This is a genomic window from Dorea sp. MB18-49 (genome assembly GCF_023669465.1).
Classification (GTDB): domain Bacteria; phylum Bacillota; class Clostridia; order Lachnospirales; family Lachnospiraceae; genus Dorea_A; species Dorea_A longicatena.
On the sequence record NZ_JAMOYX010000002.1, the window covers coordinates 71,946 to 90,942 of the forward strand.

Consider the following 18,997-nt stretch of genomic DNA (forward strand, 5'->3'; position numbering starts at 1 on the left):
AGTATGTGGCGCAAAAGTTGCTTTGGAGTCTTTTTTTGATAGGTGCAGAATAATAAGAAAGGTGTTATAATATCTTGCATGAGTGGCAATTATTCCAGTAGATATATTGCGGGGCAGAAGAATCTTCTGCTTTGGGAAAATGGAAGATTGCAGACGAAAGGAGAACATAGAAATTCATGAGTGTAAAAGACTTAAGTGCTTACGAATTAGTAAAGGAAGAAGATTTAAAAGGGATCAAATCCCACGGAATGCTGTTAAAGCATAAGAAGAGCGGGGCAAGGATCTTACTGATAGAAAATGATGATGACAACAAGGTATTCAATATCGGATTCCGTACACCGCCGTCAGACAGTACCGGAGTACCACATATCATGGAACATTCCGTACTGTGTGGATCTAAGAATTTCCCGGCGAAGGATCCGTTCGTAGAACTGGTAAAGGGTTCACTGAATACATTTTTAAATGCAATGACTTATCCGGATAAGACGGTTTACCCGGTAGCAAGCTGTAATGATAAGGATTTCCAGAATCTGATGCATGTATATATGGATGCGGTATTCTATCCGAATATTTATCAGCATGAAGAGATCTTCCGTCAGGAAGGCTGGAGCTACAAGATGGATTCTCTGGAAGATGATCTGGCTTACAACGGTGTTGTATATAATGAGATGAAGGGAGCATTCTCTTCACCGGAAGGTGTGCTGGACAGAGTGGTATTGAATACACTGTTCCCGGATACCTCATATGCGAACGAATCTGGCGGGGATCCGGAAGTGATTCCGGAACTTACGTATGAGCAGTTCCTGGATTTCCACAGAAGATATTATCATCCGTCAAACAGTTACATTTACCTGTATGGAAATATGGACATGGAAGAAAAATTAAACTGGCTGGATCAGGAATATCTGAGCAAATTCGACTATGCGCCGGTAGATTCCAAGATCCGCTATCAGGAACCATTTGATAAAGTGATCGAAAAAGAGATGCCATATTCCATAGCAAGCGATGAATCAGAAGAGGATAATACTTACATTTCTTACAATAAAGTCATTGGAACAAGCCTGGATGAGAAGCTGTATCTGGCATTTGAAGTATTGGATTATGCATTGTTATCTGCACCGGGAGCACCGCTTAAGAGAGCACTTACGGATGCCGGGATCGGAAAAGACATTATGGGATCGTATGACAACGGAATTTATCAGCCGATCTTTTCTGTCATTGCGAAGAATGCGAATGTAGAACAGAAAGAAGCATTTGTGAAAGTAATCGAGGATACATTAAAAGATATTGTTGAAAATGGAATGGATAAGAAAGCTCTCGAAGCCGGAATCAATTATAATGAGTTCCGTTACAGAGAGGCGGATTTCGGAGGTTATCCGAAGGGACTGATGTACGGACTGCAGATTATGGACAGCTGGTTATACGATGACGAAAAACCATTTATCCATATCGAAGCGCTGGATACATTCGAGTTCTTAAAGGCACAGGTCGGAACAGGATATTATGAAGAACTGATCCGCAAATATCTGTTAGAGAATACGCACGGTGCGATTGTGCTGATCAAGCCGGAAAAAGGACGTACTGCAAGAATGGACAAAGAACTTCAGGAGAAGTTGCAGGCATACAAAGAAAGTCTTACAGAAGAAGAAAGAAAAGAACTGGTAGAGCGTTCCAATGCATTAGAGGCATATCAGTCAGCACCGGATGCAGTAGAAGATCTTGAGAAGATCCCGGTTCTTTCAAGAGAAGATATTTCAAAAGAGATTGAGCCAATCATCAATGAAGAAAAAAGAATCGCAGATGTACCGGTAGTATACCATGAGATTGAGACAAATGGCATCGGATACGTGGATGTGTTATTCGATATGTCAGGTGTGGAAGAAGCAGATCTTCCGTATGTCGGAATCCTGCAGGGAGTACTTGGAGTCATTGATACCGAGAATTATAAGTACGGAGAACTCTTTAATGAGATCAACGTGCATACCGGCGGTATCGGAACATCACTGGAACTGTATACAGACATTTCCAAAGTGCCGGAAAAAGAATTCAAAGCAACATTTGAAATCAAAGGAAAGGCATTATATCAGAAACTGCCAGTCGTATTCCGGATGATGAAGGAGATCCTGACACGTTCGAAACTGGGAGATACCAAGAGAATCAGAGAGATTCTTGCGATGCAGAAGTCAAGACTTCTTATGAAATTCCAGTCATCCGGACATACAACAGCAGTGCTTCGTGCGATGTCTTATGCATCTCCGTCATCTAAGTTAAAAGACATGACAAGCGGTATCGAGTTCTATGATAAGATCGCTTATATCGAGGAACATTTTGAAGAAGAAAAAGACGTATTGGTACAGAAGCTTCAGATGCTGGCCCATAAGCTGTTCCGTGCAGACAATATGATGATCAGTTACACGGCTGCAAAAGAGGGCCTGAACGGCATGGAAGAGCTGGTAGAAGGTCTGAAGAAAGCAATGTTCGAAGATCCGGTGGAAGATACCAGATGCGTACTGCACTGTGAGATGAAGAATGAAGGATTCAAGACTGCTTCCAAAGTTCAGTATGTGGCAAGAGTCGGCAACTTTATTGATAACGGGGCAGATTATACGGGTGCATTGCAGATCTTAAAGGTGATCTTAAGCTATGATTACCTGTGGCAGAATATCCGTGTCAAAGGCGGCGCTTATGGCTGCATGAGCGGATTCAGCCGTACCGGAGAGGGCTATTTTGTATCTTACCGTGATCCGAACCTGGAAAGAACGATGGAAGTTTACGAAGGCATTGCCGATTATCTGAGAAACTTTACCGTCAGCGATCGTGATATGAATAAATATATTATCGGAACTATGAGTAATATTGACCAGCCGATGACACCGTCTGCAAAAGGAGACCGTTCGTTCAATCTGTACATGAATAAAGTCAGTGCAGAGACAATCAAGAAAGAGCGTCTGCAGATCCTTGAGGCAGGACAGGAAGATATCCGGAAACTGGCGGATGTCGTAGAGGCAGTGATGAAAGCCGGACAGGTCTGCGTGATCGGAAGCGAAGAGAAGATAGAAGAAGCAAAAGATATGTTTAAAAATGTGACGACATTTTAGTTGTCTTCAACGGATAAAAGAACAGGAGAAAATATGAAAAAGGATTATAAATCAGGATTCGTAACATTGATCGGTCGTCCAAACGTTGGAAAATCAACTCTGATGAACCAGCTGATCGGACAGAAGATCGCGATTACATCGAATAAACCACAGACGACACGTAACCGTATCCAGACCGTACTTACAACAGATGACGGTCAGATTGTGTTCGTGGATACACCGGGAATCCATAAAGCAAAGAACAAGCTTGGGGAGTATATGGTCAATGTGGCAGAACGTACATTGAATGAAGTTGACGTGGTGCTCTGGCTGGTAGAGCCGACAACATTTATCGGAGCAGGTGAACAGCATATCATCAGCCAGCTTAAAAAGGTAAAGACACCGGTCGTTCTGGTCATCAATAAGATCGACAGCGTGAAGAAGGAAGAGATTCTTCCTTCAATCGCTGCGTACAAAGATGTCTATGACTTTGCAGAAATCGTTCCGGTATCTGCGAGAAACGGTGACAATACCGATGAGCTTGTAAAAGTGATCATGAAATACCTTCCGTACGGACCACAGTTCTATGATGAAGATACCATTACAGATCAGCCGGAGCGTCAGATTGTGGCCGAACTGATCCGTGAAAAAGCACTGCACTGCTTGCAGGAAGAGATTCCGCACGGTATCGCAGTTGCCATCGACAGTATGAAAGTCAGAAATAAAGTGATGCACATCGATGCAACAATTATCTGTGAGCGCGATTCACACAAGGGGATAATTATTGGTAAAAAAGGAAGTATGTTGAAAAAGATCGGAAGTACTGCACGTTATGAGATCGAGAAAATGCTGGATCAGCAGGTCAATCTCAAGCTCTGGGTCAAAGTAAAGAAAGACTGGAGAGACAGTGAATTCCTGATGAAAAATTTTGGATACCGCGAGGACGAATAAAAAGCAGTATCCATGGGAGAACCTAATCTTGGAGCATTAGAAAAAATATGCCCTGGCAAAGGATGAGGTGATCATATGGAAGAGTACTGGGACAGATTCGTCACAACGGGAAAGATAGAAGATTATCTGTATTATAAGGGAATGCGTATCTGTGAGGAGACGATGAACAGATACAAAGAAGGAGATACAATTGGTAAATCAGATTACACTGACTGGCATGATACTGACAGCAGCACCGATAGGTGAATATGACAGACGAGTGGTAATACTGACCAGGGAAAGAGGGAAGATCTCGGCATTCGCACGCGGTGCAAGAAGACCGAACAGCGCACTGATGGGAGTGACGAGCCCTTTTTCTTTTGGAGAGTTTACTGTGTATGAGGGGCGGACATCCTACACACTGGTGTCGGCCTCTATTTCCAATTATTTCCAGGAACTGCGTACAGATGTAGAAGGTGCGTATTATGGATTCTATTTTATGGATCTGGCGGGATATTATGCAAGAGAGGCGAATGATGAGACAGAGATGCTGAAACTTCTGTATCAGACGCTGCGAGCGTTGACGAATGTCCATATTCCGAATGAACTGATACGATGCATCTATGAGTTGAAGACAATTACCGTGAACGGGGAAGGACCGCAGGTGATGGAATGTATTATGTGCGGGGACAGAGAGCGGGAAAAAGTGTTCAGTATACGGCGGGGTGGTGTGATATGCACGCAGTGTGCCGGACATATTTCCGATGGAATCCGGCTGCTTCCGTCGACATTATATACACTGCAGTACATCGTGTGTTCTCCGGTTGAGAAACTATATACTTTCGTGGTAAAAGAAGATGTGCTGAAAGAACTGAAGAAACTTACAAAAGCATATCTGGATGAATATCTGGGAAAACGCTTCAAATCATTGGAGATATTGGAAACAATTGTGCGATAAGGCTTGAAAACAAAGAAGTCAGACGCTATAATTAATTACAATTATGAATATTTTTAGAAGGTGAGGATAAAAAAATGGCAGAAAAGACTATGGATAAGATCGTTTCATTGGCGAAAGCAAGAGGATTTGTATATCCGGGATCTGAGATCTATGGCGGGCTTGCAAATACATGGGATTATGGTAATCTCGGAGTAGAATTGAAAAACAATGTAAAAAAAGCATGGTGGAAGAAATTCATTCAGGAATCTCCGTTCAATGTAGGTGTGGACTGTGCGATCCTTATGAATCCACAGACATGGATCGCAAGTGGACATCTCGGAGGATTCAGTGATCCTCTGATGGATTGTAAACAGTGTCACGAACGTTTCCGTGCGGATAAAGTCATCGAAGATTATTGTGCAGAGAATAACATTGAACTGGATGGTGCGGTAGATGCATGGACACAGGAGCAGATGAAGAACTTTATCGATGAGAATCAGATCCCATGTCCGACATGTGGAAAGCATGACTTTACAGATATCCGTCAGTTCAACCTGATGTTCAAGACATTCCAGGGAGTAACAGAGGATGCGAAGAATACGGTATATCTCCGTCCGGAGACTGCACAGGGAATCTTCGTAAACTTCAAGAATGTACAGCGTACATCCAGAAAGAAACTGCCATTTGGTATCGGACAGATCGGTAAATCATTCCGTAACGAGATCACACCTGGTAACTTTACATTCCGTACCAGAGAGTTCGAACAGATGGAACTGGAATTCTTCTGCAAACCGGACACAGACCTTGAATGGTTTGATTATTGGAAGAAGTTCTGTCTGAACTGGCTGTCTGCATTAGGACTGAAAGATGATGAAGTACGTTACCGTGATCATGATAAAGAAGAGCTTTCTTTCTACAGTAAAGCAACAACAGACGTTGAGTTCTTATTCCCATTCGGATGGGGAGAACTGTGGGGAATCGCTGACCGTACAGATTACGACTTAACACAGCATCAGAATGTATCCGGACAGGATCTGACATACTTTGATGATGAGACAAAGGAAAAATACATCCCATACGTTATCGAGCCGTCACTCGGTGCAGACCGTATGGTACTTGCATTCCTTTGCAGTGCTTATGATGAAGAAGAGATCGGAACAGAGGAGAAGCCTGATACACGTACGGTTCTTCACTTCCATCCGGCACTGGCACCGGTTAAGATCGGTGTGCTTCCGCTTTCTAAGAAGCTGAATGAAGGCGCAGAGAAAGTATTTGCACAGTTAAGCAAGAAATACAACTGCGAATATGATGACCGTGGAAATATCGGAAAACGTTACCGTCGTCAGGACGAGATCGGAACACCATTCTGTGTAACATACGATTTCGATTCTGAAGAAGACGGAGCAGTAACTGTCCGTGACAGAGATACCATGGAACAGGAAAGAATCAAGATTGAAGATCTGGATGCTTACTTTGAGAAGAAATTCGAGTGGTAAGAATCAGAAAATTGAAGCATAAGAGATAAAACAAGAGACCGTGGAATCGGCTATGTATGCCAAAGTGCATGCATGGCGGTTTCACGGTCTTTTTTTATATATGCAGGTATGTAGAAATTGATTTGTGCATAATGTACAAAAAAATAAAAAATAAAATAAAATATTGATTTAAAATAAATGAAAGAGTATATTTATAGAAAAGACTTAATTCATTATTCGTAAAATCTATAAGTAAGGAGGAAAGACTTTGGATAAACTGAATAATATCGTATTACTGATTCAGCATTATCTGGCAGATTATATTTTGATCATTCTGCTGTTAGGAGGAGGTGTTATATTTACGATCCGGCTCGGATTTATCCAGATACGTGGATTTAAGGCCGGGTGGAAAAGAACGTTTGGCGGACTGTTTTCGAAAAAAGGAACGGCGGGAAAAGACGGTATGTCATCATTTCAGGCACTTGCAACGGCTATTGCAGCACAGGTAGGAACGGGGAATATTGCAGGAGCGGCAACAGCATTGGCAATAGGCGGACCGGGAGCGATTTTCTGGATGTGGATTGCGGCATTTCTTGGAATGGCGACCATTTTCGGAGAAGCTATTATGGCTCAGAAATATAAGCATGTAGGAAAAGACGGGCATGTAACAGGCGGACCGGTTTATTATATCCAGGCGGCTTTCAAAGGTACTTTTGGAAAAATCCTGGCAGCTGTCTTTTCTGTTCTGATTATTTTTGCACTGGGATTTATGGGAAATGCGGTACAGTCCAACTCGATAGCGTCAGCATTTCATACTGCATTTGGTATACCACAGATAGTGGTGGGGATCATTATAGCGGCTATCGCATTGTTTGTATTTGTCGGAGGAATTTCCAGAATTGCAAAAGTTACAGAGACGATTGTTCCAATCATGGCATGTTTTTATATTATCGGATCACTGATTGTAATCTTTGCAAACTTTAAAGAAATCCCATATGCATTTTATTCTATCGTTGTAGGTGCTTTTAAACCGTCTGCAGTCAGTGGCGGAGCAGTGGGAGCAACGGTAAAGCTTGCACTCACAAAAGGTGTGGCAAGAGGACTGTTCTCGAATGAAGCAGGTATGGGATCGACGCCTCACGCACATGCGGTAGCGAAAGTAGAACATCCGGTAGAGCAGGGATTTGTAGCAATGATCGGTGTATTCATTGATACCTTTGTAATTCTGAATCTGACGGCACTGGTGATTATTACAACACAGTCGATTCCGACAGGGCTTACAGGTACAGCACTCAGCCAGTATGCATTTTCGAGTGTATTCGGAAAATTCGGTAATGTATTTATTGCAATCTGTATGTTCTTTTTCGCATTTTCGACGATTATTGGCTGGTATTTCTTTGGGCAGGCCAATGTGAAATATTTATTTGGAAAAAAGGCAGTAAAGCCGTATGCGGTTCTGGTTTCGCTCTGTGTATTGTTAGGTTCACTTGCACAGGTTGATCTGGTATGGAATATGGCAGACTGTTTCAATTCATTGATGGTAATTCCTAATATTCTTGCATTGTTCTTCCTGAGCAGCCAGATGAAAGAATTGCATGACGATTACTATCATAATTTCTTAAAAAATAAAAAAGTAAAATAAAGAAAAAAGACTTTGTGAATAATGAATAAGTGAAAACGAAAAACGGAGGGAAAATAGAAAAATATACAAAAAGCAGATTACATAATTGTTCAAAACAACTAAAAAAAGATAAAAAAAGATAAAGTATTGCAATATAAGTAACAATGATGTAATATAGAGGAAGAAAATAAATGATATAAAAATTTTCTATAACTGAAAAGAAGAGTGGGATGATATTTCTCAAGAGAGAGCTGCCAGGGCAGCCGCCGAAGAGGCAAACCGGTATCGAAAAAAATGGAGAAAAACCGGACGAAACTTTCAGGCAAAAGGACGGAGAAAGGGACTACATTCTGAATCTTGTACTGTAAGGGGAATTAGATTTAACAGGACGAAAGACAGAAAAGGACGTTTGAACGCAGTAACTGGCGTGGAACGTCCTTTTTATTTTCTAAGGCTGGTTGAAATAACATAAGAGAGGATGGACATGAATGAGTAAGTATATGGTGATCACAAATAATCCGCTTGTACGATCCAGGCTGGATGATACACATGAGGTAATCTATCTGGAACTCTCTTATGAAGAACTTCTGAAGGTAGTAAGGGACAGAATTTACGAAGGTCACAGATTATTGACACATCCATTATCAGGAAGTGTAAAACCAAAGGAAACACCGTACAAATCTGTGCTGATATCTGAGAGAAAGGAGAAGGTGGATGGGGAATCTGTCAGATTGATTGAAAATGCGATTCTGGTATGTCAGAAATTTCAAGATAAAAGTAAGTATTACAAAGAAGAAGTTTATAAGGATTTTCAATTGGTTGACTGGACTTTATTAGAGAGCGGACTGGCGTCTGCGGATGTCTGGTAGAAGACAGTGATAAAAGAGGTTGTAAAACGGGTAGCGTTTTATAAAAGAAGATGAAAAAAGGAGGAAAAGATCGTGAGATTAGAAATGGGGAATATTTACATTAAGGATATCCAGTTTGCGGATACATCAAAGATTGAAGATGGAATCCTGTATGTAGATAAAGGAGCTGTAAAAGCGGTAGCATTGGAAGATGAGCATATCAAAACAGTCACTTTTGATATTGCGAAACCAGGAGAATCAGTAAGAATCACACCGGTAAAAGATGTGATCGAACCAAGAGTAAAAGTTGAGGGAAAAGGCGGGGTATTCCCGGGAATTATTTCAAAAGTTGATACCGTTGGTTCTGGAAAGACATATGCATTAAAAGGAATGGCTGTTGTAACAGCAGGAAGAATCGTCGGTTTCCAGGAAGGTATCATTGACATGACCGGACCGGGAGCTGATTACACACCATTTTCCAAGACATTGAATCTGGTTATGGTATGTGAACCTGTAGAAGGTATCAAGCAGCATGAATATGAAAAAGCAGTCCGGTTTGCCGGATTCCGGGTAGCAGCTTACATTGGGGAATTAGCGCGTGAGCTTACACCAGATGAGACAAAAGTGTATGAGACATGCGGTATCAAAGAAGGAATCACACAGTATCCGGATCTTCCGAGAGTTGCATATGTCCAGATGCTTCAAAGCCAGGGACTCTTACATGACACTTATGTATACGGAGTGGATGCAAAGAAGACACTTCCTACAATCTTAAGTCCTACAGAGATCATGGACGGAGCAATCGTCTCCGGTAACTGTGTATCTGCATGTGATAAGAATCCTACATATGTACATGAGAATAATCCGGTTGTTCATGATCTGTTTGAAGAACATGGAAAGACACTGAACTTTGTATGTCAGATCATTACAAATGAAAATGTATACCTTGCAGATAAAGAAAGATCTTCTGACTGGACAGCAAAACTGTGTAAGATGTTAGATCTGGATGGCGTTATCGTATCACAGGAAGGATTTGGTAATCCGGATACAGACCTTATTATGAACTGTAAGAAGGTCGAAGCAGAAGGCATCAAGACTGTAATTATTACAGATGAGTATGCCGGACGTGATGGAAAATCACAGTCTCTTGCGGACGCAGATGTGGCAGCAGATGCGGTTGTAACAGGTGGTAATGCAAATGAAGTTGTTATCCTGCCAAAACTTGATAAAGTAATTGGAACTTTGGATTATGTGACAAAGATTGCCGGAGCAAGTGAAGAGACACTGCGTGAGGACGGATCTCTGGAAGTAGAACTTCAGGTAATCACAGGTGCAACAAATGAGACAGGTTTCAATAAACTGAGTGCAAGATAGAAGAGGGAGGATAAGAATATGTCTAAGATAAAAGTAGTTCATTATATCAACCAGTTCTTTGCACAGATTGGTGGAGAGGAAAAAGCAGACTATCCTGCAGAAATTCGTGTTGGGGAAGTTGTAGGACCTGGTCTGGCACTGACACAGAATTTTAAAGATGAAGCAGAGATTATTGCAACAGTTATTTGCGGAGATTCTTACTTCAATGAGAACCTTGAAAAAGCAAAAGCAGATATTCTTGCAATGGTAAAAGAGCAGGCACCGGATGTATTTATTGCAGGACCGGCATTCAATGCAGGACGTTATGGTGTGGCTTGCGGTACAATTGCGGCAGCTGTTCAGGAGGAACTTGGAATTCCTGCAGTTACAGGTATGTATGTAGAAAACCCTGGAGCAGATATGTTCAAGAATGATGTCTACATGATCTCAACAAAGAACAGTGCGGCAGGTATGAGGGATGCAGTGAAGAAACTTGCTCCGTTGGCAGTGAAACTGGCAAAAGGAGAAAAAATCGGTTCATCTGCAGAAGAAGGATATATCCCAAATGGTGTACGTGTAAACTTCTTCGAAAAAGAAAGAGGATCCAAACGTGCGGTTAAGATGCTGATCAAGAAATTGAATGACAAGCCATATGTAACAGAATATCCGATGCCGAATTTTGACAGAGTAGAACCAAATCCGGCAGTGAAGGATCTTGCACATGCGAAGATTGCCCTGGTTACTTCCGGTGGTATCGTTCCAAAGGGAAACCCGGACCACATAGAAAGTTCAAGTGCTTCTCACTATGGAGAGTATGATATTACAGGAGTTACAGATCTTACAGAAGAGACATATGAGACTGCACATGGCGGATATGATCCGGTATATGCGAATGAAGATCCGGACCGTGTACTTCCGGTAGATGTTCTTCGCGATATGGAAAAAGAAGGTGTGATCGGATCGCTTCATCATCTGTTCTATGCAACCGTAGGAAACGGAACATCTGTAGCATCTGCGAAAGCATTTGCAGCAGAATATTCACAGAAATTAAAAGCCGACGGAGTAGATGCAGTAATCCTTACCTCTACCTGAGGTACCTGTACTCGTTGCGGTGCAACGATGGTAAAAGAAATCGAAAGAGCAGGAATTCCTGTTGTACATATTTGTACAGTCACTCCGATTTCTATGACAGTTGGTGCAAACAGAATCGTACCGGCAGTTGCAATTCCACATCCACTTGGTAATCCGGCACTGGATAAGGAAGAAGAAAAGAAATTACGCCGTCAGATCGTAGAAAAAGCATTGAAAGCTTTGACAACAGAAGTTGACGGACAGACCATTTTCGAGTAATACATGTAAAAATAAAGGAGATATAACGTAAAATGAGTGAGATTTATGACGTTATCATCCTTGGTGCAGGTCCTGCTGGTTTGGCAGCGGGACTGTATGCAGGGAGAAGCCGGCTGAATGTTCTGATCATTGAAAAAGGACAGGATGGCGGACAGATTGCAATCACAGATGAGATTGAGAATTATCCTGGACAGATCGTAGAAGGGGAGTCAGGACCTTCCCTGATCGCAAGGATGACGAAGCAGGCCGAAAAATTCGGGGCCAAAAGAGTATCGGATATGATCAAAGAGGTAGAACTGGAAGGCGATGTAAAAATTCTGAAAAGTGAAAAAAATGAATACCGTGCTAAGAATGTGATCATTGCTACCGGTGCACATGCAAGATCAATTGGATGCAAGGGAGAAGGACAGTTCAGAGGAAAAGGTGTTTCGTATTGTGCAACATGTGATGCGAACTTCTTTGAAGATTTTGAAGTATATGTAGTCGGCGGTGGGGATTCCGCGGTAGAAGAGGCTATGTATCTGACAAAATTCGCAAGAAAAGTTACGATCATTCACAGAAGAGATGAACTGCGGGCTGCAAAATCAATTCAGGAAAAAGCATTTAAGAATCCGAAGCTTTTCTTTATGTGGGACAGTGTCGTAGAAGAACTGGAAGGTGACGACATCCTTCAGGCAATGTATGTGAAGAATGTTAAGACCGGAGAAGTAACAAAAGTCGAAGCAGATCCGGAAGACGGAATGTTCGGGCTGTTCGGATTTATCGGAACGGTTCCGAATACAAAGATCTTTGAAGGCGTCATTGACATGGATGAAAGAGGGTACATTAAGACGGATGCTGATATGCATACCAATATTCCGGGTGTATATGCAGCAGGAGATGTACGTGTAAAGAGCCTGCGTCAGGTGGTAACAGCGGCAGCAGATGGTGCGATCGCAGCTGTTCAGGTCGAACGCAGCATGTCAGATTATTTTTAGGAGAAACTCCGGAATTTAACCGGGTCATTATAATAAAAAAAGGAGGAAAAATGACATGATAGATGTAGATAAGACTACGTTTGAAGAAGAAGTATTAAAAGCAGAAGGTTATGTATTTGTTGACTTTTATGGAGATGGATGTGTTCCTTGTCAGGCACTGATGCCGAAGGTACATGAATTTGCAGATACTTATGGGGACAAGCTCAAATTCACATCGTTAAATACAACAAAAGCACGCCGTCTTGCAATTGCCCAGAAAGTTCTTGGACTTCCTGTAATGGCAATCTATAAAGACGGGGAAAAAGTAGAAGAGCTGGTAAAAGATGACTGTACAGCTGAAGCAATTGAAGCAATGATTAAGAAATATATCTGATTCTCGAGAGGTAATTTCTAAATCATAGATGAATGACCTTGATAAGGTTTAAATAAAAAAGAAAGGAGATCGTAATTATGGCTATTTTAGAAGGGAAAAAAGCAATAATTATCGGAGACCGTGATGGAATTCCGGGACCGGCTATCGCAGAATGTGTAAAAACTGCAGGTGCTGAGATCGTATTCTCATCTACGGAATGTTTCGTCTGAACGAGCGCAGGCGCAATGGATCTGGAAAACCAGAAGAGAGTAAAAGAATTCGCTGAAGAATATGGTGCAGAGAACTTAGTAGTGGTTCTTGGTGCAGCAGAAGGAGAGGCTGCAGGTCTTGCAGCTGAGACTGTAACTTTAGGCGATCCTACTTTCGCAGGTCCATTGACAGGGGTCCAGCTTGGACTCACGGTATATCACGTATGCGAACCAGAGATGAAAGCAGAGTTTGACGAAGCGGTTTATGATGAGCAGGTAGGCATGATGGAAATGGTATTAGATGTTGATGATATCGTTTCAGAGATGCAGGCTATCAGAGATCAGTTATAGTCCGAAGTTTCTCATACGAATGAAAAGGACAGGTCCGTTGTGTTCCTACAGGGACTGTCCTTTTTCTAAATTTCAGGGTATTTATTTTGAGGTAAATGGAAAGGTGGATAACCAATGAACAGTGTAATTAAAGGGGCAAGTTATGTATTAGTACATACACCAGATATGGTTTTATACAACGGAACAACACAGACAACAGAAAGAGTTGTGAATCCAGATTCGGAATATTTAAAAGCAGTACCGGAGCATCTCCGTTCTTATGAAGAGGCAGTGTCTTACTGGCCGAACCAGACTTATATCGGTAATGCACATCCGGATGAACTTGCCGAAATAGAATTCCCGTATTATGACAAGAAAAAAGAAGGGGCAGAACGTTACGGAAAATATGGAGAGATCATGCCGGAAGAAGAATTCTTGCTTCTGGTACAGGCATGTGATATGTTCGAAGTAGTGAGACTGGACAAAGCATTTGTTGAAAAATATAAAGAAACATTTGCCAAAGATCCGGTAATCTCTGATGACATAGTTGAAAAAATCCATGAAGGGGTGGAACTTTCTGAGATCGAAACGCTGATCAGCGAAGATCATGCGGAACCATTATATTTTGAGCATCAGTTAGTGGGCTGTGTAAAACCGGCACATGACATTGATGTGAACCTGTCTTCTCATGTTATGCATGAAAATCTTATGAGCAAGGCTTCCAGTGTACTTGCCCTTCTCTATGCTGTGAAGAATGCAGGAATTGAGAAATCAGATGTTGAATATGTAATTGACTGTGCGGAAGAAGCTTGTGGAGATATGAACCAAAGAGGCGGCGGTAACTTTGCGAAGGCGGCAGCAGAGGTGGCAGGTCTTGTCAATGCAACCGGATCAGATGCCAGAGGATTCTGTGCAGCACCGACACATGCACTGATCGAGGCAGCCGCACTGGTAAAAGCAGGCGCGTATAAGACGGTTGTCGTTACAGCAGGAGGCTGTACTGCAAAACTTGGTATGAACGGAAAAGATCATGTAAAGAAAGGCCTTCCGATCCTGGAAGACTGCCTGGGAGGATTTGCAGTTGTTGTATCTGAGAATGACGGAGTGAATCCGGAGATCGATCTCGGAATGCTTGGACGCCACAGTGTGGGAACCGGTTCTGCACCGCAGAATGTAATCGGAAGCCTGGTAGCAGACCCGCTTGACCGTGCAGGAATGAAAATTACGGATATCGATAAATTCTCACCGGAGATGCAGAATCCGGATATCACAAAACCGGCAGGAGCAGGAGATGTACCGCTTGCCAATTATAAGATGATCGGTGCACTGGCTGTTAAGAGAGGCGAGCTGGACAGAAAAGAACTTGCAAACTTTACAAAAGAACATGGCCTGACCGGATGGGCACCGACACAGGGTCACATTCCTTCCGGTGTCCCATATGTAGGATTTGCAAGAGAAGACATTCTGGATGGAAAGATTAAGAATGCAATGATCATCGGAAAAGGAAGCCTGTTCCTTGGACGTATGACGAACCTTTTCGATGGGGTATCATTCGTTATTCATGGCAATACAGCAGCTGTACAGGAAGAAGCTGCCGGTGTATCTGAGGAAGAAGTAAAGGGACTGATCGCAAAGGCGATGAAAGAATTTGCAGCAACCCTGATGGCTGAATAGGGGGTGTGCAGGATGGCAGATAAGATTGAAAAAATCATTGCAGACACATTTCTGCAGATGGCAGAAGGTCTGGAGACCGGAAACTTTGGAAAGAAACCGAGGATTGCACTGACCGGAATGGGTAGCGAACATGGAGAAGAGAATGCCATGGAAGCCGCAAAGATGGCAGCAAAAGATGGAATTGACGTATATTATATCGGAACACTGGAAGCAGATGGCATTACTACCGTGAAGGTAACAGATGATGAAGACGGTCATAAGAAGATGGAAGAAATGCTTGCATCGCATGAAGTAGACGGTGCAGTAACGATGCATTTCCCATTCCCGATTGGTGTATCGACGGTTGGACGTGTTGTGACTCCGGCGAAGGGAAGAGAGATGTTCATTGCCAATACAACCGGAACTTCCAGTTCAGACCGTATAGAAGGAATGATCAAAAATACAATCTATGGAATCATAGCTGCAAAGGCGTGTGGTAAGGAGCATCCGACAGTGGGAATCCTGAATGTGGATGGTGCACGCCAGACGGAGATGGCATTAAAAGAACTTGAGAAAAACGGATACGACATTACGTTTGCTGAATCAGCAAGAGCTGACGGGGGGTGTGTAATGCGTGGAAATGATGTACTGCAGGGAACACCGGACATTATGGTATGTGATTCGCTGACCGGAAATATCATGGTGAAGATGTTATCTTCTTACACAACAGGAGGCAGCTTTGAAGCATCCGGATATGGTTATGGCCCTGGTGTCGGGGAAGGTTATGAACAGTTGGTTATGATTGTATCCAGGGCGTCAGGAGCACCGGTGATCGCAGGCGCAATCCGTTATGCGGCGGAGCTGGTAAAAAGTAAAGTATTTGAGATCGCAAAGAAAGAATTTGTAGCAGCAGACAAAGCCGGTTTAAAAGATATTCTGGCGGCAAGAAAACAGATGTCGAAACCGGCATCGGAAGCCATAGAAGTAAAGGCTCCGCCAAAAGAGATCGTGACATCCCAGATTGCGGGAATAGAAGTTATGGATCTGGAAGATGCGGTGAAAGTACTGTGGAAGCAGAACATCTATGCAGAGAGCGGAATGGGCTGTACAGGACCGATTATCCGTGTGTCTGATGCGAATCTTGCAAAGGCAGAAGAGGAGCTTAAAAAGGCAGGATATATCAATTAAAGGATAACGGAATCCAATGGTTTGAGTGAAAAAATAAGAATAAATACGGGAGTGGAAGAATCAATAGAAAGATTCTTCCACTCCCGGTATTTTTTAATATGGAATAGAAGCTGCCAGTGGCAGCTTCTATGTATTATTTCCGACCGCGAAGTCTCTTTTCACGGATATCAGCAATGGCTGTATAAAGTACATCGGATGAAGAATTGAGGCCTGTCTCACAGGAATCCTGGATAACTCCGATGATAAATCCAACACCGACAGCCTGCATGGCAACATCATTCGGTACACCGAAGAGGCTGCAGGCCATAGGGATAAGAAGAAGAGATCCGCCGGCAACTCCGGAAGCACCTGCGGCACTTAATGCAGCAAGTACACAGAGAATGATCGATGTAAGAAAATCTACATGGATATCCAGTGTATGAGCGGTAGATAAAGCCATTACAGAGATTGTGATCGCAGCCCCTGCCATGTTGATCGTAGCTCCAAGTGGAATGGAAATAGAGTAGGTATCTTCGTCCAGACCAAGTTTCTTACAAAGTTCCATATTAACCGGAATATTGGCAGCAGAACTTCTGGTGAAGAATGCTGTGATAAAGCTTCCTTTCAGACAGGTAAATACCAGTGGAAATGGGTTCTGTTTTGTGAAAATAAATACAATGACCGGATTGATAATGAAGATAACAACAGCCATACTTCCAACCAGAACGAGGATTAACTTTCCATAAGAAAGTAATGCATCCAGTCCCTGTTCTGAAATCGTAGAGAAGATCAGTCCCATGATACCGAACGGAGCACAGTTGATGATCCACTGAACTGCGGTCGCCGTTGCATCGGAAATGTTCTCCAGTGCATCTTTTGTTCCCTTGTTCGCGTGTTTTAATGCAATTCCAAAAATAACTGCCCAGAAAAGAATACCGATATAATTAGCATTGACAATGGAATCAACCGGATTCTTAACGAGATTGTTCAAAAGGTTGGTGAGCACTTCCGCAATTCCGCTTGGCGGAGTGATATCGGTAGCAGAAGCAGTGTCTGTAAAGGTCAGTGTTACCGGGAATAACCGGCAGGCAATAACGGCTACAAAGGCAGATACAAGGTTACCAACCATGTACAAAATGATAATAAATTTTAAATTGGTCTTCTGACCAGACTTCATGTGGCAGAGTGCACTCATAACCAGGAAGAATACCAGAAGCGGGGCGATTCCTTTCAGTGCTCCGACGAACATGGTTCCGAGAATCGAGATTACGGATGCCTGCGGAACAACAAGACCAAGAACCAGACCAATGATCAATCCGCAGATGATCCGTTTGATTAGGCTGATGCTGTTCCATTTTTTGATTAAATCTTTCATTGTTTTTTTGGCAGGATTTTTTTGAATCCCGCACCCCTCTCTTTTGTTTTTTTGCTTTTCGCAAGTATGATTATGATTATACAGGAAAAGAGCAGGAAAGTAAATATTATTTTTGGTGCAAAATGACAAGAAAAAAGGAAAAAGTATGTGAAAAAATTGTCATATTAAACAAAAAAATATCGTTTAGAGGTTGTGCATATGCAGTAAGAGTGGTATAATAACCATTGTTAATAAAGAGATTGCCATCTGGGGAGATGGTGTTTTTGGGAGGTCATATAATATGCAATTAAATAATGATGGTCTGATGTGGGCACTGGTAAAGGAAAAACCGGAGGAAGGACTGTGGATGAAGCGTGTTCCGATTCCGGAAGTAGGACCGAATGATGTGAAGATCAAGATCCACAAGACAGCAATCTGTGGAACGGATGTACATATTTATCAGTGGAATGACTGGGCACAGCATACGATTCCAATCGGCCTTACAGCAGGTCATGAGTATGTTGGAGAGATCGTAGAAAAAGGGGAAGGTGTACAGGGGTTCAAGATCGGTGATCTGGTATCCGGTGAAGGACATATTACATGTGGAAAATGCCGTAACTGTCTGGAAGGACACAAGGAGAACTGTAAGGATGCGAAAGGTGTCGGCGTGAACCGTAACGGAGCATTTGCGGAATATCTTGTGATTCCGTCAAGTAACGTATGGCCATGTAATCCGAACATTCCGGAAGAGATGTATGCAATCTTTGATCCATTTGGAAATGCAACACATACAGCACTTTCTTTTGAAGCACTGGGGGAGGATGTGCTGATCGCCGGAGCAGGCCCGATCGGATGTATGGCAGCAGCAATCGTGAAGTTCTCGGGTGCAAGACATGTTGTGGTAACGGATATGAATCCATACAGACTGGAACTTGCGAAGAAGCTGGGAGCAACAAGAACAGTTAACTTAAAAGAAGAGAATCTGAAAGATGTCATGAAAGAGATCGGAATGGCAGAAGGATTTGATGTCGGTCTTGAGATGTCCGGATCACAGGTGGCATTGGATGATATGATCCACAATATGAAGCACGGCGGACACATTGCACTGTTAGGATTACAGAGAACAGATGCTAAAGTAGATCTTGAGACAGTAATTTTCAACGGATTACATCTGAAAGGAATCTATGGACGTAAAGTATGGGATACATGGTACAAGATGTCTACGATGTTACAGGCAGGACTCGATATCTCAGATATCATCACACATCATTTTGACATCAAAGATTTCCAGAAAGGATTTGACGCTATGATCTCCGGTAATTCGGGAAAAGTCATTCTGGACTGGGCACATGTAAATGACTAAG

General features: G+C 42.6%; 16 protein-coding genes and 1 riboswitch. Of the genes, 15 read left to right on the forward strand and 1 reads right to left on the reverse strand.

Going from position 1 to position 18,997, the window contains the following annotated elements; genetic code table 11:
• The first annotated feature begins 176 nt into the window (after window positions 1–176).
• From NCY30_RS02150 to grdD, 14 genes are all read left to right on the forward strand, one after another.
• On the forward strand, window positions 177–3,098 hold the full coding sequence (locus NCY30_RS02150) for an insulinase family protein (protein ID WP_139010057.1): 2,922 nt from the start codon (window positions 177–179) through the stop codon (window positions 3,096–3,098).
• A gap of 33 nt (window positions 3,099–3,131) precedes the next feature.
• On the forward strand, window positions 3,132–4,028 hold the full coding sequence (era, locus tag NCY30_RS02155; RefSeq protein ID WP_022415088.1) for a GTPase Era: 897 nt from the start codon (window positions 3,132–3,134) through the stop codon (window positions 4,026–4,028).
• A gap of 75 nt (window positions 4,029–4,103) precedes the next feature.
• The gene (locus NCY30_RS02160) at window positions 4,104–4,274 is read left to right on the forward strand and encodes a hypothetical protein (RefSeq protein WP_155512084.1); all 171 of its coding nucleotides are present in this window, start codon (window positions 4,104–4,106) and stop codon (window positions 4,272–4,274) included.
• Entirely contained in the window at window positions 4,246–4,965 is a 720-nt protein-coding gene (recO, locus tag NCY30_RS02165; protein ID WP_055181300.1) for a DNA repair protein RecO, read from the forward strand. Before NCY30_RS02160 ends, recO begins: the two co-directional genes overlap by 29 nt.
• Window positions 4,966–5,039: 74 nt before the next feature.
• The gene (locus NCY30_RS02170; protein ID WP_028087060.1) at window positions 5,040–6,440 is read left to right on the forward strand and encodes a glycine--tRNA ligase; all 1,401 of its coding nucleotides are present in this window, start codon (window positions 5,040–5,042) and stop codon (window positions 6,438–6,440) included.
• 247 nt (window positions 6,441–6,687) lie between these two features.
• Complete coding sequence (locus NCY30_RS02175) at window positions 6,688–8,061, forward strand: alanine/glycine:cation symporter family protein (RefSeq protein WP_055181299.1); 1,374 nt, start codon at window positions 6,688–6,690, stop codon at window positions 8,059–8,061.
• Window positions 8,062–8,271: 210 nt separating this feature from the next.
• Window positions 8,272–8,384: riboswitch (glycine riboswitch) on the forward strand.
• 144 nt (window positions 8,385–8,528) lie between these two features.
• Window positions 8,529–8,909 (forward strand): GrdX family protein, encoded by a 381-nt coding sequence (locus tag NCY30_RS02180; protein WP_006426357.1) that lies wholly within the window; start codon window positions 8,529–8,531, stop codon window positions 8,907–8,909.
• 72 nt (window positions 8,910–8,981) lie between these two features.
• Window positions 8,982–10,262, forward strand: coding sequence for a glycine/sarcosine/betaine reductase component B subunit (locus NCY30_RS02185; protein WP_250818440.1), 1,281 nt, complete (start codon window positions 8,982–8,984; stop codon window positions 10,260–10,262).
• 18 nt (window positions 10,263–10,280) lie between these two features.
• Window positions 10,281–11,591, forward strand: coding sequence for a glycine reductase complex selenoprotein B (grdB, locus tag NCY30_RS02190; protein WP_161169768.1), 1,311 nt, complete (start codon window positions 10,281–10,283; stop codon window positions 11,589–11,591).
• A 32-nt stretch (window positions 11,592–11,623) separates the two neighbouring features.
• Window positions 11,624–12,568 (forward strand): thioredoxin-disulfide reductase, encoded by a 945-nt coding sequence (trxB, locus tag NCY30_RS02195; protein ID WP_173819317.1) that lies wholly within the window; start codon window positions 11,624–11,626, stop codon window positions 12,566–12,568.
• A gap of 55 nt (window positions 12,569–12,623) precedes the next feature.
• On the forward strand, window positions 12,624–12,941 hold the full coding sequence (gene trxA, locus NCY30_RS02200) for a thioredoxin TrxA (protein WP_022415097.1): 318 nt from the start codon (window positions 12,624–12,626) through the stop codon (window positions 12,939–12,941).
• Window positions 12,942–13,018: 77 nt separating this feature from the next.
• The gene (gene grdA / locus NCY30_RS02205; protein WP_080543115.1) at window positions 13,019–13,480 is read left to right on the forward strand and encodes a glycine/sarcosine/betaine reductase complex selenoprotein A; all 462 of its coding nucleotides are present in this window, start codon (window positions 13,019–13,021) and stop codon (window positions 13,478–13,480) included.
• Between the two features lie 114 nt (window positions 13,481–13,594).
• Window positions 13,595–15,133 carry a glycine/sarcosine/betaine reductase complex component C subunit beta gene (grdC, locus tag NCY30_RS02210; RefSeq protein ID WP_022415098.1) on the forward strand — a complete coding sequence of 513 codons (1,539 nt, stop codon included), beginning with the start codon at window positions 13,595–13,597 and terminating at the stop codon, window positions 15,131–15,133.
• A gap of 12 nt (window positions 15,134–15,145) precedes the next feature.
• Window positions 15,146–16,300 carry a glycine/sarcosine/betaine reductase complex component C subunit alpha gene (gene grdD / locus NCY30_RS02215; RefSeq protein ID WP_250818441.1) on the forward strand — a complete coding sequence of 385 codons (1,155 nt, stop codon included), beginning with the start codon at window positions 15,146–15,148 and terminating at the stop codon, window positions 16,298–16,300.
• Between the two features lie 133 nt (window positions 16,301–16,433).
• Here the strand turns inward: grdD and sstT are convergent, their stop codons facing one another.
• The gene (gene sstT, locus NCY30_RS02220) at window positions 16,434–17,654 is read right to left on the reverse strand and encodes a serine/threonine transporter SstT (protein WP_022415100.1); all 1,221 of its coding nucleotides are present in this window, start codon (window positions 17,652–17,654) and stop codon (window positions 16,434–16,436) included.
• Between the two features lie 280 nt (window positions 17,655–17,934).
• On the opposite strand from sstT, the gene tdh reads away from it, so the two are divergent.
• Window positions 17,935–18,996, forward strand: a complete 1,062-nt coding sequence (gene tdh / locus NCY30_RS02225) for an L-threonine 3-dehydrogenase (protein ID WP_022415101.1) — start codon at window positions 17,935–17,937, stop codon at window positions 18,994–18,996.
• The last annotated feature ends 1 nt before the right edge of the window (window position 18,997 follow it).

Coding starts and splice junctions, on each gene's coding strand:
- trxA (WP_022415097.1), top strand. CDS start 12,624: ATGATAGATGTAGATAAGACTACGTTTGAAGAAGAAGTATTAAAAGCA.
- recO (WP_055181300.1), top strand. CDS start 4,246: ATGATACTGACAGCAGCACCGATAGGTGAATATGACAGACGAGTGGTA.
- NCY30_RS02150 (WP_139010057.1), top strand. CDS start 177: ATGAGTGTAAAAGACTTAAGTGCTTACGAATTAGTAAAGGAAGAAGAT.
- NCY30_RS02160 (WP_155512084.1), top strand. CDS start 4,104: ATGGAAGAGTACTGGGACAGATTCGTCACAACGGGAAAGATAGAAGAT.
- tdh (WP_022415101.1), top strand. CDS start 17,935: ATGCAATTAAATAATGATGGTCTGATGTGGGCACTGGTAAAGGAAAAA.
- grdD (WP_250818441.1), top strand. CDS start 15,146: ATGGCAGATAAGATTGAAAAAATCATTGCAGACACATTTCTGCAGATG.
- trxB (WP_173819317.1), top strand. CDS start 11,624: ATGAGTGAGATTTATGACGTTATCATCCTTGGTGCAGGTCCTGCTGGT.
- NCY30_RS02170 (WP_028087060.1), top strand. CDS start 5,040: ATGGCAGAAAAGACTATGGATAAGATCGTTTCATTGGCGAAAGCAAGA.
- NCY30_RS02180 (WP_006426357.1), top strand. CDS start 8,529: ATGAGTAAGTATATGGTGATCACAAATAATCCGCTTGTACGATCCAGG.
- grdC (WP_022415098.1), top strand. CDS start 13,595: ATGAACAGTGTAATTAAAGGGGCAAGTTATGTATTAGTACATACACCA.
- sstT (WP_022415100.1), bottom strand. CDS start 17,654: ATGAAAGATTTAATCAAAAAATGGAACAGCATCAGCCTAATCAAACGG.
- era (WP_022415088.1), top strand. CDS start 3,132: ATGAAAAAGGATTATAAATCAGGATTCGTAACATTGATCGGTCGTCCA.